Origin of the sequence: Nocardioides sp. BP30 (genome assembly GCF_029873215.1) — a bacterium.
Lineage (GTDB): Bacteria > Actinomycetota > Actinomycetes > Propionibacteriales > Nocardioidaceae > Nocardioides.
Genome location: NZ_CP123620.1, coordinates 4,174,675 through 4,199,347, shown reverse-complemented (window position 1 = coordinate 4,199,347; position 24,673 = coordinate 4,174,675). Strand labels below are relative to the sequence as shown.

Genomic DNA, 24,673 nt, shown 5'->3' with positions numbered 1-24,673 from the left:
GGAAACGCAGATCGGAGGGCTTTTCTGTCGTCCTTCTCGCTGGCTCGGGCGCGTCTGCGCGGGCAGACGTCGTCCTCGGCCGCGCGCGGCGGCACTCCAGCCACACGGCCGATAGGTTGCAGCAGTGGTCGACGTCAGCCCCGAGCGCTTCGAGGAGCTGGTCGACGACGCCCTGGACGCCATCCCGGACGAGCTCGCGGCGCTGGTGCACAACCTGGTCGTGCTGGTCGAGGAGGAGCCGCCGCCGGGGGAGGCACAGGACCTGCTGGGCCTGTACGACGGCAGCACGCTCGGGCTCGATGCGGCCGGGTACCTGCCGGACCGGATCTTCCTCTACCGCCGTCCGCTGCTGGACTACTGCCGCACGGAGGCGGAGCTGGTGCGCGAGGTGCGGGTGACGGTGGTGCACGAGCTGGGCCACCACTTCGGCCTCGACGACGCCCGTCTGCACGAGCTCGGCTGGGCCTAGCGGGCGCACCCTCAGAGCGTGCCGAGCCGCCAACCGAGCGCGACGGCGAGGAGTCCGAGCACGAGCGAGACGGCGACGTTCGCCGCTGCCGCTCCCCAGCGCCGCGCCTCGGCCAGTCGCACGGTCTCGTAGGAGAACGTCGAGAAGGTCGTCAAGGCACCGCAGAAGCCGGTGCCGACCAGGGTGAGCACCCAGGCGGGGCCGGAGCCGGACGCCAGTCCGGCGATCGACCCGAGCACGAACGAGCCGACCACGTTGACGCTGATCGTCCCCCAGGGCAGCGCGGTGTCGTGGCGTGACTGCACGACGAGGTCGGTGAGGTAGCGGGTCGGGGCACCGATCGCTCCGCCCAGCAGCACCAGGAGGACCGTCACGGGGCCGTCTCCGGTCCACGGCCGCCCGCCCGGCGCCCGATCAGCAGCCGTCCCCCCGCGAGGCCGGCGAGGACGGCGACCAGACCGAGTGCCACGGTGGCCCCGACGTACCCGAGCGCTTCGGCCGGATGCCCCGCGGCCAGCAGGCCCCGGGTGTCGAGCTCGTAGGTCGAGAACGTGGTGTACCCGCCGAGCACACCCACGCCGAGGAACGGCCGGACGTAGCGGGTGTGGGACCAGACGGTGAGCATCAGCGCCATCAGCACCCCGAGCAGGAGGGCACCGGTGAGGTTGGTGGCGAGCGTCGCCCAGGCGAACTCCCGGGCGGTGTGCGGCACCGCCTCGGCCACGCCGTACCGGGCGAGGCTGCCGATCGCGCCGCCGACCGCTATCGCCGGGAGGAGCGGGACGTGCTCGCGCAGGAGCTGCCCCGGGTGCGGCGCGGGCCGCTCGGCCAGCTCGACGTCGCAGTCGACGGCGGGATCGACCCGATCGGGATCCTCGACACGCTCGGGCGGTGTCACGGCAACACTCCTCCTACCTGGGACGACATCGTCAGGTAGGGACTGTTGGCGACCGACCTCGGTCGCGGTTGTCGGCGAGCCCCACCGCCATCGGGAGCCGATCCTAACGTACGGCGCGCAGGTCGGCCCGCTGCAGATCCGGCTCGACCCATGGCTCGGGCAGGGCGCCGGCCGCCTGCCGGATGTACTCGCCGAGGAACCACCGCTGGAACTCCCGCTGCTCCTCGGTGCGCGCCAGCGAGAGCAGCCGCTCCTGGCGGCAGAACTCGTCGGCCACGTCGAGCAGCTCCACGAAGGTGCGCAGCGTCGTCGCCGCCTCGCGCGGCATCCGCACGGACAGGTCGGCGATCTCGGCCTGGTGGGCGAGCGCGCCCTCCAGGTCGCTGAGCCCGATGCCGTCGCGCAGCTGTCGCTCGAGCGTGCCGAACAGGTCGGAGAGGCTCTTGGCCAGTGGATAGTCGGCCTCGTGCGCGATCGCGAGCAGCCGTACCTCGCGGCGCAGCTCGCGGAAGTGCTGCTGGAAGCCGACGTAGAGCCGTAGCGGCACGCCGAGCACCCGCACCTCGACCGGATCCTCGATCTCCGGGACGATCTCGCCGCTCGCCGGGCCGTTGACGACGCCCTCGACGCCGTCACCCTCGGCCAGCTCCGAGGCGGGGGCGAACCAGACCACCTTGCCGTCGGTCTCGATCTCGGCGCCCCAGGCGTCCGAGCTGCGGGCGACGATGGACAGGCCGCGACCGAAGGTCAGCAGCAGGTCGTCGTCGGGGTCCAGGCCGAGAGGGCCGGGCAGGATGGGGCGTTCCACCGAGGCGTCGCGGACCTCCACCCGCGGGTGCTCCCGCGTGCCGCGGACCCGGACCTGGATCGGGTCGGCACCGTGCAGGACCGCGTTGGTGACCAGCTCGGAGACCCCGAGCTCGGCGCACTCGACGAGGTCGGGCCGCCCGATGTCGAGGCATGCCTGCACCACCCAGCGCCTGGCATCCTGAACGCCGCGGGGCCCACGAGCCAGCGTCAGGGCAGGGCGGGTGAGGGGCACGATTCATTCTCCTGGAGGGGGTCAAGAGCGATCTTGCCGCCTCTTACCCCCGCGAGGCGCCGACGAAACGAGTTATTTATTCCACAGGGGGATGTGACCAGTGAGATGGGTACCCCGACTGGAAGCCAGGGAAGGATCGCGCGAGAATAGGTCTTGAACGATCCAATCGGTCATCTTCTGAGGAGAGGATTGGCATGACCGCCAGTCAGTCAGGCAAGCACAAGGTCGTCATCATCGGCTCAGGCTTTGGCGGCCTCTTCAGCGCGAAGGCACTGAAGCGCGCTGACGCCGAGGTCACGATGATCGCCAAGACCACCCACCACCTCTTCCAGCCCCTGCTCTACCAGGTCGCCACCGGCATCCTGTCCCAGGGCGAGATCGCGCCCGCGACCCGCGACGTGCTGCACCGGCAGCAGAACACCTCCGTCCTGATGGGCGAGGTCACCGACATCGACCTCACGGCCAAGACCGTGACCAGCGAGGTCCTCGGGCGCTCGACCGTCACCCCCTACGACTCGCTGATCGTGGCCGCCGGCGCCGGGCAGTCCTACTTCGGCAACGACCAGTTCGCCGAGTTCGCGCCGGGCATGAAGTCGATCGACGACGCGCTCGAGCTGCGCGGTCGCATCTTCGGCGCCTTCGAGCTGGCCGAGATCGGCGCCGCCCGTGGCGAGAACGTCGACCACCTCCTGACCTTCGTGGTCGTGGGAGCCGGCCCGACCGGCGTCGAGATGGCCGGCCAGATCGCCGAGCTCGCTCGCCGTACGCTCAAGTCCGACTTCCGCTACATCAACAGCCGCAAGGCTCGGGTGGTCCTGGTCGACGCCGCGCCGCAGGTGCTGCCGCCGTTCGGCGAGAAGCTCGGAGCCTGGAGCCAGAAGGCGCTGGAGAAGACGGGCGTCGAGGTCATCCTCGGCGGCATGGTCACCGCCGTCGACGAGCGCGGCCTGGAGATGAAGTTCAAGGACGGCTCGGTCCAGCGGATCGAGGCGGTCGCCAAGATCTGGGCGGCGGGCGTGCAGGCCTCGTCCCTGGGCAAGACGCTCGCGGAGCAGAGCGGCGCCGAGCTCGACCGCGCAGGCCGGATCGCCGTGAACGACGACCTCACCCTGCCCGGCCACCCCGAGGTCTTCGTCGTCGGCGACATGATCAACCTCAAGCACCTGCCCGGTGTCGCGCAGGTCGCGATGCAGGGCGGCAAGTTCGCCGCCAAGGCGATCAAGGCCGACCTCGCGGGCAAGCCGCGGCCGACGGAGTTCAAGTACTTCGACAAGGGCTCGATGGCCACCATCAGCCGGTTCAAGGCGGTCGCGACCGTCGGCAAGCTGCACTTCACCGGCTTCATCGCCTGGATGATGTGGCTCTTCGTCCACCTGGCCTACCTCACCGGCTTCGCCAACCGGGTCACGACCACGCTGGCATGGTTCACCTCCTTCGTCGGCCGTGACCGCAGCGAGCGCACCACCACGATGCAGCAGGTCTTCGCGCGGCGGGCGCTGGAGACGGTCGACGGCGGCGCCGCCGGCCTGGTCTCCGATCCCGGCGAGATGGACGCCCAGCTCGAGAAGCGCCGTGCCGAGCTCGAGGCGCAGGCCGCCGAGGAGACCCGGCTCACCGACGCACACGAGCGCGGGGTCGCCGCCAGCTGAGTTCCCGCGCCGTCGGACGCCCCGGTTGCCCTGGCAGCCGGGGCGTCGCCGCTCCCGAGCTAGATCTCCGGCCGGAAGTAGCGCAGCACCTGGGTCATCTCGCCGGGGTCGACCATCGAGCCGTCGATGACGTACGGGCTCATCGAGCGCCGCTGGATCAGCACCTTCCAACGCCGCTCGCCCGGCTCACCGCGCATCTCGATCACCGTCTGCGGCCCGGCCAGGTCGAACAGGGCGCGGCTGCCGTTGCGGATGATCTCCAGCTCGCTGCCGCGCAGGGTCAGACGGGTGGGGCTCGCGCCGGTGCGGGTCGCCCACACGATCGCGGTGAGCACGGCGAGCACGCCGGCGACGCCGTAGCTCAGGTATGTCCGGTCGCTCCACGCCCAGACCGCGGCGGCGGCGGTCAGTGCCAGGAACAGGACCAGCAGCACGCCGAGCAGCCGCTCGGTGCCTCGTCGCGGCTTGAAGAAGATGGTGTGCGGCAGGACCGGCCGACGCTCCGGCGTGGTGGCCTCGGGCTGCTGCGGCACAACGGCCGCCAGCTCCGCCACCACGCTCGCGGCCGCCAGGTGCTGGTCGGGCAGGTCGGTGGCGGCTGCCGGATCGGTCGCTGCCAGGTGGGTCGGACGGTGCGATGACTGCTCGACCCGCTCGGGCGCGGGCTCGGTCTCGGGGTCGGTCTCGGGGTCGGTCCGAGTCTCGACCGGCTCGGGATCGGCGGCCTGCTCGAACTGCTCGATCTGCTCGGTCGACTCGGGCAGCTCGGTCGGCGCGCGGTCCGGCTCGAGCGCGCGGCCCTCGTGGTGGGCCAGCCACTGGTCGAAGAGGTCGGTCGCCGGCTCGGATCCCCCCAGATCACCCATGTCGGTCAGCCTAGAGGGCTCCCGCGCGAGCGATCCGCACATCGCCGCAGGCACGCCAGCGCCGCCGTACCCCGTGTCGGGCTCGAACCGACGACCCGCGGATTAAAAGTCCGCTGCTCTAACCAACTGAGCTAACGGGGCGGGGGTTCCACTCTTTAATTGGCGGAACCCTGTACGGAACCCTCCACTAAACGAACCCCTTGCGCAGAAGGGTAGTGGGCTGGCTGCTCAGGTGAGGAACCGCCCGACATCTGGCCGGATGCGGAGAGGGCGGTCGTAGAGCCGCAGCCGTGTGCCGGTGGCTGCGCCCGGCACAGATGCTGCTGCGAGCGGCTGCTCAACGCGGGAAGGTCGACGTGGCCTTGGTGTAGGCGCGGTGCACCGTCGCGATTCGCGTCGTGTAGTCGGTGTACCAGTCTTGCCGCCCGCGCTGCTGCGCGGTCATGTGCTCGACGACGGCCTTCCAGCCGAGCGCCGCAGCCTCGTCGGTCCAGTAGGAGACTGTGATGCCGACGCCGTCCCGTGCTCCTTCGTGTCCGAGGTAGCCGGGTTGTTGGGCGGCGAGTGCCTCCATCTCGGCTGCGGTCTCTTCGTAGCCGTCGTCCACATTCGTGCGGAGATTCGTGAAGATGACGGCCACGTAGGGCGGTTCCGGGGTTGCCGCGATGCCGCTCGTCACTGTCGTGAGACTAGGCGCTCCCGGTGCCAGCCGGACACGGAGCCCCTTCGGTGCCTGCCGCTTGCTCCCAGAAGTCGTGGCGTCGGTGGCGGTCGGTCAACGCTTCAGCCTTGAAACGTGGCTGAGCCACCGACGTGGTCGTAGGCGGCTCGGAATCGGGCTTGGGTGTCGATGAGCCAGTCAATCCATGCGGTCCACTGCTCGCGGTCGGCGACGTCTTTGTAGCCCTCGTTGAGCGCGACGACCTTGCGGGCCTTGCGGCCTTCGACGGCGTCCCAGACGAGGGGTGCGCCGTAGGCTGCTTCGAGGGCCGCTTGGTGGCGCTGGAGGGCTTGGAAGCGGGCGTCGTTGGTGGCTTCGTCGAACCGGGTGAATTCGAGTTGGACGGCGAGGCCTGCGCGGGTGAAGACGGATATCCAGTTCACTCCGGGTGCTCCGGCGGACATGCCGAACCAGGCGGACTTCGTGGAGCCTGCCGAGGACGTCCAGCCGGGGTGTTCGGCGATGACACGGCGGCGGTATTGGTCCCAGAACTCCCAGTAGAGGCTGTCGCGAGCGGACAGTTCTCCGGCGGTCGCGGTCTTGGCTGCCTTCTCCCAGTCATTGGGTTGGGCGACGAGTTTGAAGGCCGGGGCGGGCATGGAGTCGCCGATGCGGACGACTTCAATCTGGACGCCGAAGAAGCGAGTGTGTTCGTCGGTGCGGGAATTGAGCCAGTCGATGGCGGCGCGGTGTTCGGGCCGGAATCCGGTTGCTATCCAGACGATGTTGGCGGGGTCGGTGCCTGCGGCGTAGGTCAGGATTTGTCCGAGGTGGGTGTGGTCGGACACTTCGAGTTGGTTCTCCACGATGACGCGTTCACCGGTGTCTTCGTTGCGTCCTACGAGGTCGAGGGAGAAGTCTCCGACGGGATGTTCAGCGGCTTCGAGGACCAGGTTCATGCCCAGGAGGTCGGCGAGCACGTCGACGTTGCCGAGCAGCCACGGCGTGAAGTCGTGGGCTTCGTGAGGCCACACGCTGCGCGGTTCTACCGTCTGAATGCGGCCCAAGGCAGTCGGTGTCGTCGCCATGAACGCATCTTGGCAGTTGGGCTGACGTGTTGGAGGGGGTTCGTTCCTAGAGCAGGAGCGCTTTCGCTCCTACTGACCGAGCAAATGGTGCTGGAGGTGCGGGGCCTGGCTCCCCGCGAGTTACAGCGATGGCGGACTCCCGGCGCCGCTCCGATGCGTGTAGGCATCGGAGCGGCGCAGGCCGTGACGGAGGCACGGTTCTGAGGAAGGGTTCGACCACCCTGGCTACCAACGTCCAAGAAGTGATGCGCGCTTGCCTCGGGTCCGTCCGGTGGTTGTCGCTGGGTTGTCCTGCCCGTCAGAAGGCGCGGAGGTCGTCGATTTCGTAGTAGTCGTCTTCGAGTTCGACGGCGGTGGCTTCGGCGGGCAGGTTGAGGAAGTCGCTGAGGCGTTGGCGGTCGCTTTCAGGCCTTCCCTTGCCGAGCAGTTGAAGTGCCGCGCCGACGCCGTTGTCCCGCATCTCCTTGTGTGCTCGCCAGCGCATGGCGTAGGAGCCTTCGAGGGACGGCGCGGTGATGCCGACGCGTTCGGCGAGATGCTTGAGGCAGTTGGTCGACGATGCCGAGGCCGACCCGGCAGTCGTGCCGGTGAAGCACATCCGGGACTGGTGACCGTGCCTGTCGGCGGCGAGGTGGGCGTTGATGCCTTCTCGCACGACGTGCCGCGCGAAGGCGGTCAGTGGCACCGTCCGGGCGCGGTACCACCTGGACGGGCCGTCCAGGTAGACCGTCGTCGGCACGGTGAGGCTGTCGAAGTCAGTCGGACGGACAGCGGTGGTCTCGACGGGATGTGCCCCGGACTCGGCGACGGCGTATTGAACGGCAGTCCTGGGGTAACCGCCTCCGCGCCTCAGAGAGTGCATGGCGGCTGTTCGGGTCAGCAGGATTTCGTCGTCGTGCGCTGGTCGCGCCTTGCCGCCGTGGCGGGGAGCGAGCGTGGGCAGCGTCTGCAGCAGTTTGTAGGTGGCGTGTGCGTCGCTGCCGTAGAGGACGTGGCTGGCCAACATGAAAGCAGCGAGGACGTTGCGGGAGGCATGAAGGGCGTTCGCGGCTTCGGCGCTGGTGAATTGGTTCAGGCTCCTGGCTCCGCTGACGCGCTGGATGATGGTGGTTGCGTTGGCGTGGAGGTCGCCGACGGTGGCGCTACCGGAGGCGACGGCGCGGACGTCTTCGAGGACGGCACCCAGGTCGAGGTCCACAAGGGCGTCGTACTGGTCCCACCAGCCGAGGGTGTCGCTGAACGCGGTGGCGAGGTCGACGGGGCAGGCGGTGAGGGTGGTGTTGCTCGTAGGCATGGGTTTCTCCGGTAGCAATGCCCGATAAGTTTCGGGCCGACTTTTGATTGACCCGAGGGGTATCGGCCCATTTTTCTGCCAGAGAGACGCAGAAGGCCGGGCCCGCAGGGCCCGGCCTTCTCGGAGTGCTCGTGCACTGGTTTCAGGACTTCAGAAGTGAAGTCGCTCCAACAGGCGCGACTGAGCGAGCATCGCGCTTCTGGCGGCGGTCGTTGTGCCATGTCATGGCGTTCGTGAGGAACGAGAAGGCAATTTGGTCGACCATCTGCTCGTGGCCGCGCAGACGCATCGCGTGGTCCTTGTTCCCGAAGGTCCGCTTGTAGGCGGAGTTGAGGCTCTCGGCGTTGTTGCGGAGGTTGTAGGTCGTCCAGAACCGCTCGTCTGCGGTTCCGATTGGTCGCAGGTCGTACATGGACTTCTGCGGTCCGCTCGCGGGACGGCCCCGCATCAGGTCCACGGGGCGGTGGAGCGCAACGAACTCGTGGACACCGCCCGGCGCTTCCTGGCATGGCAACTGCATCTCGTGGGGCACCTCCCACACGATGCCGAATTCCTCGTTGTGGAGCGTGGCTGCAGGTTGCGGCACGGCACGGATGCACCGGGTGACCGTGGACTTGTAGCGGTGCCCATCGGTCGGGTCTTCGTAGACATCCCACAGTGCGTTGCCGTCCACCCAGAGGTCGTGCAGGCGACGACACTTGCGAATCTCATCAGGAACCTGGGTGAAGCGGTGGAACTTGGACCGCACCCTCTTCTTCTTCCCGTCTTTGGTGTGGATGCTGGTACCGAGAGGGAGGCACTTGCTGTCCTTGTGGAGAGTGAGCGCCGCTTCCTCGGAGAGGTCGAGGGCCGTTTCACCGTCGCTGTAGATGCTGTTACGGCTGCGAGCGATGGGCTTGGTCAGAATCATCGTGCGGTGGGTTGCCATCACCTCGTGCAGTTCCGAACCCGAGAGTGCTCGGTCCCACACGATGACATGGACTCGGTCCTGGAGGGCGGCGATGAGGGAACGGAGCATGGCCATCGCCTTGGGGGTTTCGGAGCCGATGGTCTGGTCAGCCATCACGACGATGCGACCCGCCGAAGTCCACATCCCGATGAAGATGTTGCAGATGCCGAGCACCTCCTTCTCGTCGACCTTTCCTGTGCGGCACAGGTCAGGGAGGCGGTGGCGGCCCCGCTGGGCTCGGCTCTTGCTTACGTGCTTTTCTCCACCGGGAAGCAGGACGAGAGTTGCCTCGCTGAAGGGCTTGAGCCACGTGCCGTCGCCGAAGAAGACGAAGCGCGGGTCGGGGTTGGCGAAGTCGACGTCGCCGAAGTCGGTCGGCAGCATCCCCTGCTTGGATGCTTGGCTGAGGGCAGCCACCATGAACTCTGACCTCAGCAGGCTTAGGGACTCGTCGTTCGGGCTCCAGACGGTACGTACCTCCCATCCCGGCTTGCAAGCGACGGTTCGCTCGGCGTTGTCGTCCCGTCGTGCCTGCTCGGGCTTCGGCATGCACACGAGTGCCGCCGTCCCGAAGTGACGGTGGATGTAGCCGTCCATCTGTGCTGGAGTGGGCGGTGCGGCGGGCAGGTCGACGTCTTGGCGCACCAGCGTCCGGTACCGGTCGCACGCGACCTGCCACAGTCCGTCACGGTTCAAGGCCCGCAAGGCGGCGTTCTGACTGCCGTAGGCGCGAGCCAGGCAAACCAACATGAATTGGAGTAGCGGCGGATACTCCGCCGGACGTCCGGGGGCCGTTGTGTCGACCGTGTGGGCGAACGCAGGGTGGCGGATGGCTCTGAACCACGGATAGGCGAAGAGCGCCTTCACGCGGTCGCGGTCACTCATATCGGCGTAGGGGCGGGTGCTTTCGCTGTACGGCATACGCACGGGTATCGGCGTGTTTACACCCAGAAGGCGACGGACGCCGTCGCGGCGGGTGTTCCGCATCCCTCCGAACGGCGTTCTCGCAGGTCAGAGACGTCTTGAAGTGTCCAGAGTCGACGCTAACGTCCCGTCATGTCGACGTCCCGTGCGAAGCCGAACCCTCCTCTATCGGCCCAACTATCGAGCCAAGTGACCGCCGCGCTGCTGTTGTGGCAGGCCGAAGGCGAATTCAGTGACCAGACCCTGGTCCGGACCACCGAGACGGTCCGCCGGTTCGCCAACCGTCTCGCCGTCACGAAGGTTCGACGGGCCGAAGACATCACTGCTGCTGACTGCGTGGCGTTCATCGACGCCGTGACCAAGCACGGCACACCGCCGGAATTGACGACCCGACACGCCCGCCGGGTAGCGGTGCGGATGCTGTTCCGCACGTGGCGCGATATCGGTTACGCGGTTGGGGACCCGACGCTGGACCTCGACCTTCCGCCGCGTACGGGCCGTGCAGCACGTCCGCTGACCGGCCCTGAGGTCACGCTCTGCCGGGCAGCGACCCGGCTGGGCCAGGCTGGGGGGACGTCCCTTCAGCGCGCGGTCTGCTGGGCACTCGCGGAAGCCACGGCCATCACCAGCGAGATATCGGCCATCCGCGTCTGCGATATCGACAACCCCGCTGACCCACGTTGGGTGGAACTTCCGGGCACTCGTCGCACCGACCCGCGCGTGGGTGAACTGAGCGACTGGGGAGCCGTCATGGTCAAACGCCAACTCGAACTCCTATCGGCGGGCGGGGCGTCGGCGACGACGTTGCTGACTTATCGCGGCAAGGGGACACCGGGACAGGCGACCGCCCAAGCCTCCATCTCGAACGCCATCGCCGCCGTCCTCGACTCCGCCGGGCTTGCCGACCAGTCCGACGTCCGTCCTGGGTCGGTGCGCAACTGGGCGGGCCGAAGGCTCTTCGACCAGGGGATGCCCTTAGAGCGTGTAGCCCGTCGGATGGGAGCCCGCACCCTCGACACGTGTGCCGAAGACATCGCACTGGACTGGCGGTGAGAGATGTCGCCGTCGATTCGTTACGCGTCCAGTCGTGCTCGCATCAGGGCAGTCCTGAGACATCGAGCCATCTACGAACTCGGGGCCGAACTCGAGCCCGAGTCGCTCGTCGGTCGTCCCCGCTCAAGCCCCGCCTATGTGACGCTGCTGTTCGCCGTTCTCGGGAGGGTCGCCCGCTCCACCGTCCGGGTCGAGACCGACCTCATGGAGCCAGACATGTGGCTCTTCGTCACCCACGAAATCAACCAGACCCTTCGCAGGGAGGGTCTGGAACTGCCACCCCCGGGGCGCAAGCCGCCGGGTTGGCATCACTGGCGCAGGCTCCGCGACGACCACTTGTCCACGGATGAGGGAATCGCGACCCTGCAGCGGCTCCACCTACCGCGCGCCGTCGCTCTCGCCCGAGAGGTCGGCCTGCTCGACCCGAACGGGCCCTCTTCCCTAACTCACCCCTCACACCTGCGAGCCATCTACGGCGACGGCACCATCGTCAGGCCCATGTACCGACCACCAAAGAAGGCAGAGGTATCGGCAGATGACGGCACGAAAGTCACCAAGTTCGTCCACCCGGTCACCGGTGAACTCGTCGACGACCCCGGACGTCGCTACGACGCCGACGTCGCCCTCCACCACGGCCACGCCGGACCCGCCCTCGGGCACGGCTACGTCGCATGGCACACCCGCGCTCCCGGCCCCTACGGGCGGGTCATGCTCCACATGGGCCACATCGACCACCCCGGCGGCGAAGCCGGTGCCGCCGTCGACCTGCTCCGCGACATCTATCGCGAGGCAGGTGCCGGGGTTCAGGTCGTCATCTACGACGGCGCCTTCCGTGGCGTCCACATAGACCAGGTGATGCGCCGATACGGATGGCTCACGATTTCAAAGCAACCCACATACAGCAACGACGAACTCGCCACCGCCTCCATTGTCCGAGGACCCGATGGCAGGCGCGTGCCGTCCATCCCACTCGGCATCGCCACCCACACCGTCGGCGGCACCGAGTGCCACCACACGCTCGCGGCCATCAACGGCGCAGTCGCGCAGATTGACCTCGACGACACCGGTGACCCCGTCATCGTCGCCACTCCCGCGCGAACCTCGGTGAAACGCGCTAGGAGCGGCGGAGGTACCTACAGGTTCAACCTCGGCTACCGCATCCACTGCCCGCTAGGCGACTTCGATACCTGGCTCAACCCGCACGCGAAGACCGAGGGCGACCCCCGTCCGGAGGCCCTACGCGCGTTCCCCGAAGGAGACGCGGACACCCTGCGTCTGCGAGGCCTCCGCTCCGACGCCGAGTCCGTCCATTCCCACTACAAGCGCACCCTCATCGTCGACCGGGCAATGTCGCTCGGATGGAGGCGTGGCCTCATCGACTACTACCTCTTCGCGCTCTACAACAACGCGCTCGCTGAAGAGGCATGGAGGGCAGCCCAGCGCCGCGAGAACAACGTGCGGGTTCTGCGGCGCACGCCTGGATGACGCAGGCCCGTTCTCACGGGTCTTGCCTCAAAGCACCGAAACTGTCGGAGGGCTTCCCTAGAGTGAGCAACGGTTGACGCGAGCAACCGTCGATAGGTACGACAGCGCCCTAGGCCGACGCCCGGACGTTGCCGAGCCACTTCGCCTGTCGGGCAACCGGCTCAATGATGGCGGTCGGGCGGTGTTCTCGCGGCCAAAGCGAGACGACGAGACGAGGCACTAGTGACTGAGGCATCACGCCGAGAGCAGATTCAGCGAGCGCTCGCGGTCCACAAAGACGACCCCGAGGCCGAGCGACGAGAGTTTTCGCTCAGCCGAGGACCGATGACATTGCCCATAATCCGGCTGCCCTTGTCGGTGCCCGTCCTCAACACGAAGTCCTTCCGCATCGCCCCCGCCCTGCTCGACCACCCGGATGCGGAATTGGTTGCCAACGACCCGGACTCGGACAGAGCCCAAAAGGTCGTCGCGGACCTCGTGCGAAGCGGGCACAGCAACGCGAGCGAGTTGCGCAACTCGCTGCATGAGCAAGGTCAGGCCGAGCCTGGCGTCATCACGCGCTCTGGCGTCCTCATCAACGCCAACACGCGTTGCATTCTCATGCGTGACCTGCTGGCCGAAGGTCGGTTGCCTGTCGACTCCATCAAGGTTGCGGTCTTGCCGGACGATGTCACGCCGTCCGAGTTGTACGACCTTGAAGCAGTCCTGCAGAAGCAGCCGGACCTCAAGGACCCTTACGACTTGGTGAGCGAACTGATGATGTACCAGACGCTCAACCACGAAGCCGGGATGACGGAGCAACAAATCGCGGCGCGGCAGCGCACGACTGTTCCCTACGTCATGCAGGGCTTCAACATCTTGCGCCTCATGGACCGCGCTCGGCATCTGACCGAGCCCCCGCTGCCCATCAAGTCGTTCGGCGGCGCGAAGGGTCAGCGCGAAAACTGGAAGAGTCTACTGAGCAGCGTCGACGCCGCAGACGCCGAAGGGCACAAGGAAGCAGGAGATGAGATTCTCCGGTCCTACCTGGCGCTCCATCTCCTGGCCTCCGACGGCGTGCACGCCCTCCGAGGAATCACCTCCGAGTGGATTGAAGACCACCTGCTCGACGCACTCGCCGACACCGGAGACCTTGGCACCAAGGTCGCGGAGGCAATCATCGCCTCGGCGGAGGATGCAGTGACTACCCCAGCAGCCGTCACCGCCGCCGACGACGTGGATGACGGACTGGACCTGCTGGACTTCGGCAGCGACAACGAGCAGCCGAGCACCGGGAGCCATGCACGGGCACTCCTGGACCTAGCGCTCGCAGCGACCAAGGCGGGGCCACTCGGCAAGGTCGAACTCTCCGGTGGCACGGAAGCGTCCTCGGGCGACGTCATCTCGGTGCTCGCAGCGACCTCAGCAAACGTGCTCAAGGACCACGAGAACCGGCTCAGCGCAGGGAAGAAGATTGCAGACCCAGCGACCCTGCTCCGCAAGGCCCACACAACGGTTGTGAAGGCCAACAAGGCGTTGTCGCGTGTGGTCTCAGTGCCCGAGTTCGCGGACGTAGCCGGTGAGGTCGAGGCGCTCCTGGATGACCTGGAGGCACAGGTCAAGGAGGCGCGGACGGCTGTTCGCCGCGTCGCCAAGCCGTGACCTCAGTCCCCGTGGACGGCAGCAAACCGGTCCTTCACATGCGGATGTCGGACGACGGACGCTCCATTGAGTTCACCCGGACCGCCATCCCCGATACCGAGTGGTCGAGCATCGGCGCGATGGTGGCCGAAACGCTGCCGAGGCCAGGCCAGCCGCTCATCGTCACTGCCGAGCAACTGGTCGCCCGTGCGCATCTGTTGCGGCAGACCCTCGGGAGACTGCACGGTCGACTTGACCTTGCCCCGGAGGTCGAGTCGCTGCTCAGGCGTCTTCGAAGCGACCAGCAGGTGGTCAATGCTCTCTTCACCGGCGAGGAACCAACGCGCTTGCTTCCCGGTGGTGCTTCGTACGCGCACCGCCTAACCCGGGTTCTCCGCGACTTCCAAGAGGCCGACGTCGACCGTCTGTGGCAGATGAGGAATGGCGCGAACTTCTCGGTGCCCGGTGCTGGAAAGACGACTGTCACCCTCGCGCTGCACCTGCGAGAGCGGGCGGCTGGCACTGTAGAGCGCCTCCTGGTCGTCGGCCCTATATCGGCGTTCGAGGCGTGGGAGGAAGAGTCGGCTGGCATCGTTGAACCTGGTCTGACCACGACGCGATGGACGGGGCGTCTGGAGAGTGACGCTGACGTTGTCATCGTCAATTACCAACGCCTTCGTTCGGCGTTGCCCGACCTCATTTCCTGGTTGAGTCAACGCCGGGTTCATCTCGTCGTCGACGAGGCCCACCGCGCCAAGCGTGGGGCCCTCGGCGAATGGGGGCGCGCACTGCTCGCGCTTGCTCCCCTCGCAGCCCGGCGAGACATCCTCACGGGAACCCCTGCGCCAAATCATCCCCGCGACCTCATTGCGTTGCTCGACATCCTGTGGCCCGGCGGAATGGCAACGAAATCTGCACCCAGAGCGGCACTCGTCACCGAGCCAACGACCGACGCCATGCAGTCGATGAACGCCTTCATCCGTCCGCTCTACGTCCGTACCACCAAGGAAGACCTCGACCTCCCACCCGTCGTCTATCCGCCCGTGCAGCCCGTGTCGATGGGGCCTCTTCAGCAAGACATCTACGACGCGATGCTTAAGCGATACGCCGGAATGTTGGACCTCGGCCAAGGCGGCGAGGAGATGTTCGCTCGGATGGGCGAGGTCTCGATGTACCTCATTCAAGCGGCATCCAGCCCGCAGTTGCTCGCCGCGAGCGCCGACCCGGCACGTGCCTACAGATTCCCTCCGCTCGCCATTCCGCCGGGGAGTGAACTCGCCCGCATGGTTGAAACCTACGCCGAATACGAAGTGCCGTCGAAGGTCCTGGAGGCGTGCAAGATTGTCTATCGGAACGCACAGTCGACGCCCTCGCGGAAGACCCTCGTGTGGTCCAACTTCCCGGGCAACCTGCTTGCCCTCGAACAGCAACTGGCCGCTCTGCAGCCCGCCGTGGTCTACGGCGGTATTCCCAGCGCCGAAGACGCCGAGCCCGGAGTCAGGACGCGGGAACGAGAACTAGCACGTTTCCGCGAGGACCCGAAGTGTCAGGTTCTGCTCGCCAACCCGGCTGCGATGGCGGAGGGTGTCAGCCTGCATCACGTCTGCCACGACGCCGTCTATCTCGACCGGACGTTCAATGCCGGTCAATATCTGCAGTCCCTCGACCGCATCCACCGCCTCGGTCTCGACCCCGAAACCGAGACCCGCATCTACCTCCTATCGAGCGCCGGGACCATCGACGAGCGAATCGCATCTCGGTTGCGGGGCAAGGTTCAACGCCTCGGACAGATGCTCGACGACCCCGGTCTCGTCGCCCTCTCGCTGCCCGACGACGAGGACTTCGGGCCGTTTCTCGATGATGACCTCGACATCGCCGAGGTTCTGAACCATCTGGCCGGAGCGCGCTAGGTGGAGCCCACCCGTCACCAGTTGGCCGCAGCCGTTCAGGTTGCGCGATTCATTGACGCAGGAGGGAACCACCAGAGCGACGCCCGCGACTCCTACCGGTTCACGGCGACAGACCAAGCGTTTTCTCCCGATAGCCTGCGAGCGGGCGAAGGGCTGCTCATCGCTGCTGGCCTGCTGAGGCTCGTGGATGGTCGCCTGATTCCCACCCCGGCGTTGGCGAACTTCGCCGCCATCGGCGACGGCGACGAAGCGGCCAACGCGCTCGCTGGCGTTGTGGCTGAACGCGCCGACGCGGTCGACCGGGCTGAGGCCGGTGCCGCCGGTGAGGAATTCGTCTTGGCGTGTGTTCGCCGGGACCTTGAAACCCTCCACCGGTCCGACCTCGCGGCACGATGCGAGCGTGTCAGCCTCGTATCGGATTTTTTCGGCTACGACGTAGCAGCGCCCACTCTCGGGCCCTCAGTGCGACGGCTTGAAGTGAAGACGCAAACAACGGACCTAAGCCCCACGACGATGCGCTTCTACCTCACCCGGCATGAGTACGACATCGGACGAGCCAATCCATCCGAATGGGCCCTCGTTGCCTGCACGCGGTCACGCGAGTCCGGCAGTCTGGCGCTGCTCGGATGGTGCCGGGCGTCGACGCTTGCCACGTATCTGCCGGTCGACCAAGGCGGGAAATGGACCGAAGCACTCGTCACCGTCCCGGTCAGCGTTCTCACAAAAGGGTTTCCCGCAGCGATATGAAGCGCTCGGGCAACGGAACATCGAGCAGTGCCCGGGGCTCAATCTTAAGCAAGCCAACCCCCTGCGTCCGGGCATGAGCAGTAATCGCGGCCTGACCGTCCTCACTGCGAAGCCAGGCGAGCACGTCCGCCCGCACTGCAACATCGATGGCTGGCTTCCACCGCATGCCGTACAGATTGTTCACCACCGTCGCCTGACCGCCGACCTCAACGAACCGGAACTCCTTCTTCGTGCTCTGACCAATCACGAGGTCGGGATAGAAGACCTCGGCTGTCAGGTCGAACCAGACGGCTCGCGTTTCGCACAGGTGGCGAAGGTGAAACTTGTTCGGCTCGGACTCTCCGAGAGCCACGTACTCGCTGAGTCCCTCGAACGCGTCGACGTCAGTCTGCGTCGCTGTCAGAAGCCAGTATTGGTCTTCGGCTGAACGCTCCGACAACCACTCGGGGGTCAGAGCCTCGGGCAGCCCCAGAAGCCGCCGTACGAGCGGTGTCACTGTCGATTCGTCCAGTCCCAACGCCTTGCGTTGGGACTCTGTGAACACGAAGAACCCATTAGCGCCCGTCGCCACCCCCCGGCGAACGGTCAGGGCATCGCTAAGCCGAGCACCGCTCTCGACGCTGCCCTCGGTTGGTGTGCCACTGAACAGGGGCCGCCATCGCTTGGGTGCCTTCGCTCGCCCAGTGTGCATCCGAGACTTCCCAGACCCCGAGAACACGATGGCCTGGTCTGCTTCCTGCTGCGGTCCAACCATGAGCGCGACGGCGTCGACCTGCGCATCGCCCTCGAACACATTCTTGTCAAACAGATGCAATTCCACCCGGCGTCGACGCAGGGCCCAGAGGTAGTCGCGTAACCCGGTCGCGTAATCCGACTCCAGCCATTGAGCCGGTAGCAATAGACAAAGCCCATCCTCCGGATTGAGCGCTGTCAGCGACATCGCTGTGATGAGTGCTGACAGCGATGCCCGTCGTCCGCACAACCCGGCAGCCGCCTCCCAGAGCCTTTCGCGCTGGTCGACCGGCAGCAACTGCAGGCGGGTGTATGGAGGATTGCCAAGAATGAGGCGACCGGTGGCCAGGCGCTCGTATTCCTGGCGCATCCACAGAGTGAAGTCGTCTAGAACCAGCCGAAGCCCAGTGCCGGGCTCGTCCGTCCTCTTGACCTTGAAACCGTCACGGACGCGGAGCGCCAGCAGGCCCAGAGTGATGGGGTTGATGTCGACAGCCCAGACCTGGGAATCGACCCACTCCTGGGCCGCGACGGTAGTGAAGATTCCGACACCGGCTCCCACGTCGACCACGACATTTGGTGTTCCGTGGTGGTCGCGCCATTGACTGACCATCCACGTCACTTCTTCTGGAGGCGTGAAGAAGGTACCGAGCGTACGTCGGGACTTCCCGGAGACCACCAAGGAATAGAGCCCGGCCAGACCCTCGTCGGGAGATTCAGCCAGCAACTCCTTGCCCGCGACGATGACCTCTTCAGGCGGTGTCGGCCCATCGTTGAGCCAACTCGTCAGCGACGGGTGAGCGAAGGCGGGGTGCGTGACGTCGCCCCCCGCGACTAGTGCGCTGGCCAACCCCCCGAGCGCCGCCAGCCGAGCGCGCTCCTCATCGGTTGCGCCCGGCACCCAATCCGCCGGAACAGGAGTCTCGGCTGTCGACGCGAACAGCCACGCCAGCACCACTTCAAGTGGCCCAGCAGCGACCTCGCGGTTCACCCATCCTCCAGTCATCGGCTAAACGAACTTAGATGAGCAGTTTGCCAGCCCCGACCGACAATCATGGACGACTTCGGTGCTTCGCTCATCGTCGCCGCCCCGGAGGGCGCGCCCTCGCTCCACGTGGGCAAGGCGCGCGTCGGTCTGCCCGTGTGGCGGCCTCAGCGCGAAGCAGACCAGCCTCGTTCTGTTGGGGCCACGCAATCGGCTCAAGGGCAGGTCGTCGCCGACCACAATCCTGCTCACGGGGTCGACTATCTCGTCCGCCTGACGAATTCGCGACGTCGCGCCGAGACGTCTGGTCCAGCCGAAATGTGGTGCTTGAGATGTTGGCCGAAGGACGAGATTGTCGACGTCCTTCGCGCTGGAGAGCGTGGCCGACGACCTCACTGGGAGCCCTGACATGACCGACCTCGACACCCCTACACCGCTGACCGATTGGCTCAGCGGCACTCTCACTCTCGTCTTCGCTCATGGGGCGACCGTGACCCGGCACATGCCCCTTTCGACCGCCACCGAGGTGCGCCAGGTTGCCGCCGGGTCCCGCGATGGTGACGGTCTTCGGTGGTGCGACACCGGGTGGTTGCAGTTCGCGCGCGACGAACTCGTGTTCATCGACTTCGCCTTGGACGAGACCGGCGGCTGGCGACTCTCCGCAGAGGACCGCCGCATCCTTGACCGCACGCCGTATCGGCGCGGGGTCCTGGTGGCTCTCCGCGACTTCTGGGAGACCCAGACCGAGCGAGAGGCGTGCTACTCGGCCCGTGCCTTGGTCACTCTGCACCACCGGGCCTTGGCCAACGAGGCGGAGGAGGAATGGCACATCTTGGCTCGTGCTCTCGAAGGCGAAGCGGGCGCCAGGCGCGTTGTCGCCGCCCATGAGTCGCTCAAGCAGGAACAGGTCGACGAGGCGGCACCGGATTCGCTGGACCTCACTTTCGACCTCGGTCCTGGTGTCGCCGACGACCTCGACGACCACTTGCCGAGGCGCTCACCCAAGGCTGACGAAGCCGAGGAGCCCGCCACCGGCGCAACGTCTGACGAGCCCGAAGCCGCGTCGAGCGACCAGGGCGAGGACGACGGAGACGGGGCGTGACCTCCCGCGACGCCATCGCTGCGCTCTACGCCGAACTCGAAGCCACTGGCGACTGGTACGGGCACTTCCCGGCAGACGACCCGCGTGGCGCGGGGCGCGTTACCGTGCAAAGGGTCATGTGTGGCGACTACGTACAGGACGCCGAAGTGTTCAGGACCTTCGACGGGCGAGGCTGGGTCATCGACGCTTCCAGTCAATGCCCGACCTGCATACGCGAGGTCCGCATCATCGAACGGCTCACGGGCACCGAGGTCGACCTCGCCTCCGCCGTCAACGAGATAGCGCTCCGGCTCGGCGAACCTCCCTACGAGGCCTACCAACACGTCCCCGGCTGTCCCCGAGCAGCCGAAGAAGCCGAGGCCGAGGGGGACGCACTCAACGGCGCCTGAGCGTTCGTGCCGAGTTGCCACCTCGAATAGTCGGCGCCGAGGCCGATACTGCGTTGGTGGGCAGCACGAGCAACGCGGCGGGCGCAGGGGACGTTGCCGCGCGCCTGAGGGCCGAGCAGATGACCTCCGCAGCGGTGAATGGCTACCTCAATCGCATCGTGACCAACCGTCCCCATCACAGCGTCGGCGTCGCCCGGCCCACCGTGCCGTTCGGCGAGTTCCGGCAACTCGTGCGCCGCATCCGACCGTCAGTGCTGCTTCCCGCTCTCGCGGCACTCACGCTCGCTGAGTTCACCGGCCCGTACGCGGACTGGATGAGATTCACAGCGCCCCCGTGGGCGGTCGCTGCCGCTGCTCGGGAGTCCATTCTGTGGGGTAACGAGCACCGTGGCGACACCATCGACCCGGAGTACCTCCGGCGACTCTTCAACACTTACAGCAACATCAGCGAACCCAAGCCGGACCCGGGGGATGGCGTCGACGCCCTCGCGATGCTGACCAGGCTGGCTTACGACCAGTTCCCGTACAGCGAATCCATCTTCGAAGAAGTCAGCCGTACCCACGCCCTCATGGTCGAGGGTGCAGAGACACTCGACTTGGAGGTGCTCAACGAGCCTGACGCATGGGTACGTATGGTCGGCGCGCCGGTCGGACAAGCCGTCGGAGCCACCTTCCTGCTCCAGACGGCAGCCAATGTCAACGCCGGGTGGTACGACCAGAGGTGGCTCGACCGGCCAGACCTTCAGCCGCTGTACGACCTGTGGCCCCGCGCTGTTATCGAGCAGCGAGCCGCCGACCTCACCCACACGGTGGGCACCTTCAAAGCCGACTACGAGAGCAAGCCCAGCGTCGGAGATGAGCGGTTCGGCTACAACCCGCTCACGGCACGTCCCTTCCTGTGCATGCCTGACGGGCGCAGCCTCGCGCCGCAGCCCAGGCTCATCCTGCGCACCGTCACCCCGGGCTCCCTTTACTACAGGGGCATGGACATCTACGGCGAAGCGTTCGGGCGAGACCTGGGAAAGATGACCGAACGCTACGTCGGCCAACTCCTCACCAACATCGCCCCCACTCCGGAAGTGCACCCCGAGGTCAGGTACGGAAAGGGCAACGGTCAAGCGAGCACCGATTGGTTCCTGGTGCTGCCCAGCGCAGTCGTCATGTTCGAAGTGAAATCATCACGGTACGGACTCAGGGAGAGGGCCGCCGTCCCCGGCTACGAGAGTCGCATCACCACCCTGCTCAGCAAAGCACTCGGCCAACTCGCAGTGACCAGCGAGCGCCTCGACGACGGCCACCAGCGGTTCGCTCACGTCCCGAGCGACCGTCCCCGCGTCGGCATCATCGTCACCGCCGAGCCCTACTACCTCGCCAACAGCGGATGGATGCGCGACCGACTTAAGCCCACGCCGTTCCCCACCCTCATCGCCTCGCTGCGCGACCTCGAACGCCTCACCGCGCTCCCGCTCGACCAGGTTGAATCCCAACTCCTCGCCATCGCCAACGACCCCGAACGGTCCACCTGGAACCTCGCGAACTCCCTGCAAGGCATACCCGTAGGCCCGAACCCGGTCCTGCAGCGCGCGTGGGACATCTACCCCTGGCCCGGAGAGCCGACGTCCCATCCTCCGGCGACGTGAGTAGCCACTCGTCGACAGCCCGGCGCCCCTCAGGGCGCGGAGCAGGCCAGCGGTTGCGCGGACACGGCGAAGCAGGTTCATGCCGGTCGACCTTGCGCACGTCGACCTTGGCACAGGGTCCGACAGGCTCTGAACGCCCGTTCCCGCGTACGAGGATGGCGTTCCGAGCGCTACCCGCGACGTTCCGAACCAGCCATGCACGACCGGGTCACACGAGTGTGTTTCCGCAGGTCCCAGTTAAAAGGTGGAACCCCCAACGGGGCGGGGGGGTAGACAATCACGTTGAGCAAAACATAGGAAATCCAACCGCGTAGTTCGCCCCGGCCGTTCACGTCACTCCCGACGCCAGTATGGCGCTCGCCGAAGGCCGGGGAGGGGACCCACATTCGGGCTCCGGGGCGCGCGTCCCAGTCGGGCGCCTCGCATCCGACACAGGTGTAGCGGACCTCCTTGCCCGCCTAGTGACCTGCGTCGCAACGCGACACTAGGACCCTCCGTGTTGCAGGCTGCCTCCCGTCAGTGAACGCGAAAGGACGAAGATATGTTCACGCAGTTCCTGGGCGGGAAGTCGCCCAATGAGAAGTTCGAGGTCCGCGAGATCCGCATGTTCGAGGGGCAGCTCGTGGTCTGCTCCTACCACGGTGACGGGTTCTACGCGCTCGAGCACGGGCCGCAGCAGGCCGGCCAGATAGCGTCGGCGCGATGGCGTGACCATCCGGACGCCCGGTTCGCCTGGACGCGGGACGCGCTCACGGAGAGCGGGGGACATGGACCCGGGAGGTGTTGACCGGTCCGCCGCTGGAGGCGGTGACCTGACGCGGTTGGTCGCTGCCGGTTGCTTGGGCCGGGACCTTGACCAGTCGGCGCGCATTCGGGCTGAAAGAAGCGCCGGCGGTGGACGACGCCCCGAGCGGCAGGCCAACCTCTGGCGTGGACTCCCGAACCCGGGAGTCTGGAGGGTTGACCGTCCAACGCCCTCCCCCTTTTGGCAGGTCAGTAGGCCAACCCAACCCTGGAGTGGCGCGACCCAAAAGAAGCGGAAGCGCCTCGACGAGAAGTCCTCGCCGAGCACCGCGAGTTCCTCGACAGGCATGCACAGGAGAACCTCCCGGCAGGCGTCGACGCGCTCGTCGCCATCTCCGCACGCGGCCCACGTCGACGACCCGGCGAGCCGTCAGGTGGCGTTCACTGTCGCCGACAGCGTGACCGCGGACCAGGACCCGCTGGCCCGTACGTCCGTGACCCTGGACGACTACAAGGCTGCGTTAGAGGCGATGCTGGTGCGGCCCGAGCGTGAAGGCTCGTCTCGCCGCGACCCCGCAGCTCAGCGGCCGAGTTAGAAATGACTCTTCAGCGAAGGAAGCACCACGCCGAGCGCCTGCCTGTCGAAACCGGCCTCCAGGATGCGGAACGAGTGCAACTCAGGTTGCTCACCCTCGTTGAACCCGGCGAACGTGCCATCGGCGGGGTCACGACCGTCCGGGTAGACAACGTCCACGAGGCCGAACTCGCGCAACAGCATGTGGCTGCCGTACGCCCCCGGAGACAGCGCGTAGGTGCGCAGCCGCTCCTCAGAATCAATCTTGCGGTGCTCCGCGGGGAACGCGTCACGGCTACCGACGGATGCGTAGAGCATCAGGAGGAAGTTCACTTCGGACGGAGTGAGCACCTGATGCCATCCGTTGAGGAAGAACGCCGCCGGCAGGCTGAACACGGCAGCCGCCTTGTCCGGAACGTGGTAGCGCCGCAGGGAGGCCTTGTCCACGACGCCGGTCTCGTCCAGCAGCATGAAGTCCTCGTACCGTCGCGACGAGCTCGCAGCGTTGGGCTGGTGCAGCAGCCGCTGGCCGCCGTCGGCGAGCGTGCGCACCGCCCCGTGGATCTGGCGGCGGCGGTTGTCCTCGAGGATCCGCTTCCCTCGGCGGGGTCCGCCCGTGCGCGCCTGAGCCTTCTTGTTCAACGGCACGGCGATGAGGTCGGCCCACGTGCGCGTCTGCCCGGTCTCGGCCTCCGGGAACGTCGCCATCTCGTTCACGAACGCATACCCAGGCTTCGTGCGGCACTGCGCGACAAAGAGCGCGGTCAGAACAAACGGGTGAGCCACCCCGTTCGGCCGGACGATGCGCACCGATGGCGGCCTCTCCGCAGGCGGCGGGAGCCGGCGGTCGCTGACCGCGCCGATGTACGGCTGAGCGCGGCGAGCAAACGTCCGGCGAATGAGGATTCGCTCGGGAGCGAAGCCACCCTCTGCATGCTCGGCCGCCAGCGACTGCAGCACCGGCGGGATCTGGCACCCGAGAACGCGTAGGCCCTCGTACCGGCTCTTGACCCGGTCGCTCGAGGACCGTGGGTCCTTCGAGTCGGTCGGCGGCTGCGTCACGGCAAGTTCACTCTGGGCTTTTGGCGAGGACGTTTTGGATTGTCCGGAACACTCCACGAGGTTTAGCGAGTGGATGTCGCTCCGGACAGTCCAAAGTGTACACACAGTCCGTCCTGCGACGCGTTCTCGGCGGCCAGACTTGAGTCACTGGCGGCGATGAGGCGGCACGAGGCAGAGCAGGGTGGGAGGTGGAGGCGATGGACACGCTAACGAGGCTCGTTGCGCTGCCGCCCTCCGACGCGGGACGGATCGCTGTCGAGCTAGCGGGCGGCACGCTGTCGCATGCGGTCGTCTTCGGAGCTCTGGCCGGCCTGGCGCTTGTCCTGATGGCCTTGTGCCGACTCGGTCTGGTGGTGGGGGGTCATCGTTCTAGCCGCCACGGCAACGAACACGACCGACCCGGCCCGAGCAGAGCGTGCGCTCCGCGCGGCCGCTGTACTCAACAAGACCCTGGAGGCGCTTCGCCGAGGGCGCAACGGCCGTGGGTAGTGGTGGACAGGAGCCATGGAATTTGTGGACCACGAGGAGAGCGTGCCGGCGCCCCACCGGAGGCGCCCGTCGAGACCAACAGCGTCACCGGTTTCCGATGCCGGTCTGACCGGGGGTGTTGCGCGCGCCCTGAGGTGCGCCCGCGGAGACCTGCCGGCGTCCCAAGCCCTGGATGCCCACCTGTAGGGTGCCGCCGAGTGGGTGGAGTTCACCTCCTCATCTGCTGAGACGCCGGATGAAGCATCCGCTCTTCGGCCCACCGGTTGACCGGCGCTCGGCAGCGCAGCTCCGCGTCGGTACA

At 66.8% G+C, this 24,673-nt stretch carries 21 protein-coding genes and 1 tRNA gene; 11 read left to right on the top strand and 11 right to left on the bottom strand.

The annotated features are described in order from the left end of the window. Positions 1-124 precede the first annotated feature (124 nt). Positions 125-469 (top strand): metallopeptidase family protein, encoded by a 345-nt coding sequence (locus tag P5P86_RS19665; protein WP_280609142.1) that lies wholly within the window; start codon positions 125-127, stop codon positions 467-469. Positions 470-480: 11 nt separating this feature from the next. Here the strand turns inward: P5P86_RS19665 and crcB are convergent, their stop codons facing one another. The 3 genes from crcB to P5P86_RS19650 all read right to left on the bottom strand — a co-directional run bounded on the left by crcB (position 481) and on the right by P5P86_RS19650 (position 2,409). After that, the gene (gene crcB, locus P5P86_RS19660) at positions 481-843 is read right to left on the bottom strand and encodes a fluoride efflux transporter CrcB (RefSeq protein ID WP_280609141.1); all 363 of its coding nucleotides are present in this window, start codon (positions 841-843) and stop codon (positions 481-483) included. Beyond that, positions 840-1,367: a fluoride efflux transporter FluC gene (locus P5P86_RS19655; RefSeq protein WP_280609140.1), complete on the bottom strand. Its 528-nt coding sequence runs from the start codon at positions 1,365-1,367 to the stop codon at positions 840-842. The genes crcB and P5P86_RS19655 overlap by 4 nt, the downstream gene beginning before the upstream one ends. A 103-nt stretch (positions 1,368-1,470) precedes the next feature. After that, the gene (locus P5P86_RS19650) at positions 1,471-2,409 is read right to left on the bottom strand and encodes an ATP-binding protein (RefSeq protein WP_280609139.1); all 939 of its coding nucleotides are present in this window, start codon (positions 2,407-2,409) and stop codon (positions 1,471-1,473) included. 194 nt (positions 2,410-2,603) lie between these two features. On the opposite strand from P5P86_RS19650, the gene P5P86_RS19645 reads away from it, so the two are divergent. Next, a complete protein-coding gene (locus tag P5P86_RS19645) occupies positions 2,604-4,058 on the top strand; it encodes an NAD(P)/FAD-dependent oxidoreductase (RefSeq protein ID WP_280609138.1) in 1,455 nt (484 codons plus the stop codon). 59 nt (positions 4,059-4,117) lie between these two features. On the opposite strand, the gene P5P86_RS19640 is transcribed toward P5P86_RS19645, so the two are convergent. The 6 genes from P5P86_RS19640 to P5P86_RS19615 form a co-directional block, all read right to left on the bottom strand. After that, the gene (locus P5P86_RS19640) at positions 4,118-4,924 is read right to left on the bottom strand and encodes a hypothetical protein (RefSeq protein ID WP_280609137.1); all 807 of its coding nucleotides are present in this window, start codon (positions 4,922-4,924) and stop codon (positions 4,118-4,120) included. A gap of 67 nt (positions 4,925-4,991) precedes the next feature. Further along, positions 4,992-5,065, bottom strand: a tRNA-Lys gene (locus tag P5P86_RS19635). A gap of 196 nt (positions 5,066-5,261) precedes the next feature. Further along, the gene (locus P5P86_RS19630) at positions 5,262-5,603 is read right to left on the bottom strand and encodes an antibiotic biosynthesis monooxygenase family protein (RefSeq protein WP_280609136.1); all 342 of its coding nucleotides are present in this window, start codon (positions 5,601-5,603) and stop codon (positions 5,262-5,264) included. A 104-nt stretch (positions 5,604-5,707) separates the two neighbouring features. Further along, a complete protein-coding gene (locus P5P86_RS19625) occupies positions 5,708-6,673 on the bottom strand; it encodes a DUF4268 domain-containing protein (RefSeq protein WP_280609135.1) in 966 nt (321 codons plus the stop codon). A gap of 298 nt (positions 6,674-6,971) precedes the next feature. After that, complete coding sequence (locus P5P86_RS19620; protein WP_280609134.1) at positions 6,972-7,967, bottom strand: hypothetical protein; 996 nt, start codon at positions 7,965-7,967, stop codon at positions 6,972-6,974. Between the two features lie 142 nt (positions 7,968-8,109). Continuing rightward, entirely contained in the window at positions 8,110-9,843 is a 1,734-nt protein-coding gene (locus P5P86_RS19615) for a hypothetical protein (RefSeq protein WP_280609133.1), read from the bottom strand. Positions 9,844-10,029: 186 nt separating this feature from the next. On the opposite strand from P5P86_RS19615, the gene P5P86_RS19610 reads away from it, so the two are divergent. The 5 genes from P5P86_RS19610 to P5P86_RS19590 all read left to right on the top strand — a co-directional run bounded on the left by P5P86_RS19610 (position 10,030) and on the right by P5P86_RS19590 (position 16,655). Then, positions 10,030-10,893: a site-specific integrase gene (locus P5P86_RS19610; protein ID WP_280609132.1), complete on the top strand. Its 864-nt coding sequence runs from the start codon at positions 10,030-10,032 to the stop codon at positions 10,891-10,893. 138 nt (positions 10,894-11,031) lie between these two features. Continuing rightward, on the top strand, positions 11,032-12,378 hold the full coding sequence (locus P5P86_RS19605; RefSeq protein WP_280609131.1) for a hypothetical protein: 1,347 nt from the start codon (positions 11,032-11,034) through the stop codon (positions 12,376-12,378). 222 nt (positions 12,379-12,600) lie between these two features. After that, a complete protein-coding gene (locus P5P86_RS19600) occupies positions 12,601-14,019 on the top strand; it encodes a hypothetical protein (protein ID WP_280609130.1) in 1,419 nt (472 codons plus the stop codon). 11 nt (positions 14,020-14,030) lie between these two features. Further along, the gene (locus tag P5P86_RS19595) at positions 14,031-15,908 is read left to right on the top strand and encodes an SNF2-related protein (RefSeq protein ID WP_280609129.1); all 1,878 of its coding nucleotides are present in this window, start codon (positions 14,031-14,033) and stop codon (positions 15,906-15,908) included. Then, entirely contained in the window at positions 15,909-16,655 is a 747-nt protein-coding gene (locus P5P86_RS19590) for a protein NO VEIN domain-containing protein (protein ID WP_280609128.1), read from the top strand. On the opposite strand, the gene P5P86_RS19585 is transcribed toward P5P86_RS19590, so the two are convergent. Next, complete coding sequence (locus tag P5P86_RS19585; protein WP_280609127.1) at positions 16,627-18,378, bottom strand: hypothetical protein; 1,752 nt, start codon at positions 18,376-18,378, stop codon at positions 16,627-16,629. The genes P5P86_RS19590 and P5P86_RS19585 overlap by 29 nt on opposite strands. Before the next feature lie 403 nt (positions 18,379-18,781). On the opposite strand from P5P86_RS19585, the gene P5P86_RS19580 reads away from it, so the two are divergent. From P5P86_RS19580 to P5P86_RS19565, 4 genes are all read left to right on the top strand, one after another. Beyond that, positions 18,782-19,474 carry a hypothetical protein gene (locus P5P86_RS19580; protein WP_280609126.1) on the top strand — a complete coding sequence of 231 codons (693 nt, stop codon included), beginning with the start codon at positions 18,782-18,784 and terminating at the stop codon, positions 19,472-19,474. Next, positions 19,471-19,863: a hypothetical protein gene (locus tag P5P86_RS19575; protein WP_280609125.1), complete on the top strand. Its 393-nt coding sequence runs from the start codon at positions 19,471-19,473 to the stop codon at positions 19,861-19,863. Before P5P86_RS19580 ends, P5P86_RS19575 begins: the two co-directional genes overlap by 4 nt. 56 nt (positions 19,864-19,919) lie before the next feature. Next, positions 19,920-21,503 (top strand): hypothetical protein, encoded by a 1,584-nt coding sequence (locus P5P86_RS19570; protein ID WP_280609124.1) that lies wholly within the window; start codon positions 19,920-19,922, stop codon positions 21,501-21,503. Positions 21,504-22,044: 541 nt separating this feature from the next. Further along, a complete protein-coding gene (locus tag P5P86_RS19565) occupies positions 22,045-22,290 on the top strand; it encodes a hypothetical protein (protein WP_280609123.1) in 246 nt (81 codons plus the stop codon). Positions 22,291-22,839: 549 nt separating this feature from the next. Here the strand turns inward: P5P86_RS19565 and P5P86_RS19560 are convergent. Continuing rightward, entirely contained in the window at positions 22,840-23,883 is a 1,044-nt protein-coding gene (locus P5P86_RS19560) for a hypothetical protein (RefSeq protein WP_280609122.1), read from the bottom strand. Positions 23,884-24,673 lie beyond the last annotated feature (790 nt).

What these genes read in the sequence shown, in the direction of transcription:
- P5P86_RS19565 (WP_280609123.1), top strand. Translation starts at nt 22,045, where the DNA reads ATGTTCACGCAGTTCCTGGGCGGGAAGTCGCCCAATGAGAAGTTCGAG.
- P5P86_RS19645 (WP_280609138.1), top strand. Translation starts at nt 2,604, where the DNA reads ATGACCGCCAGTCAGTCAGGCAAGCACAAGGTCGTCATCATCGGCTCA.
- P5P86_RS19580 (WP_280609126.1), top strand. Translation starts at nt 18,782, where the DNA reads ATGACCGACCTCGACACCCCTACACCGCTGACCGATTGGCTCAGCGGC.
- P5P86_RS19620 (WP_280609134.1), bottom strand. Translation starts at nt 7,967, where the DNA reads ATGCCTACGAGCAACACCACCCTCACCGCCTGCCCCGTCGACCTCGCC.
- P5P86_RS19640 (WP_280609137.1), bottom strand. Translation starts at nt 4,924, where the DNA reads ATGGGTGATCTGGGGGGATCCGAGCCGGCGACCGACCTCTTCGACCAG.
- P5P86_RS19625 (WP_280609135.1), bottom strand. Translation starts at nt 6,673, where the DNA reads ATGGCGACGACACCGACTGCCTTGGGCCGCATTCAGACGGTAGAACCG.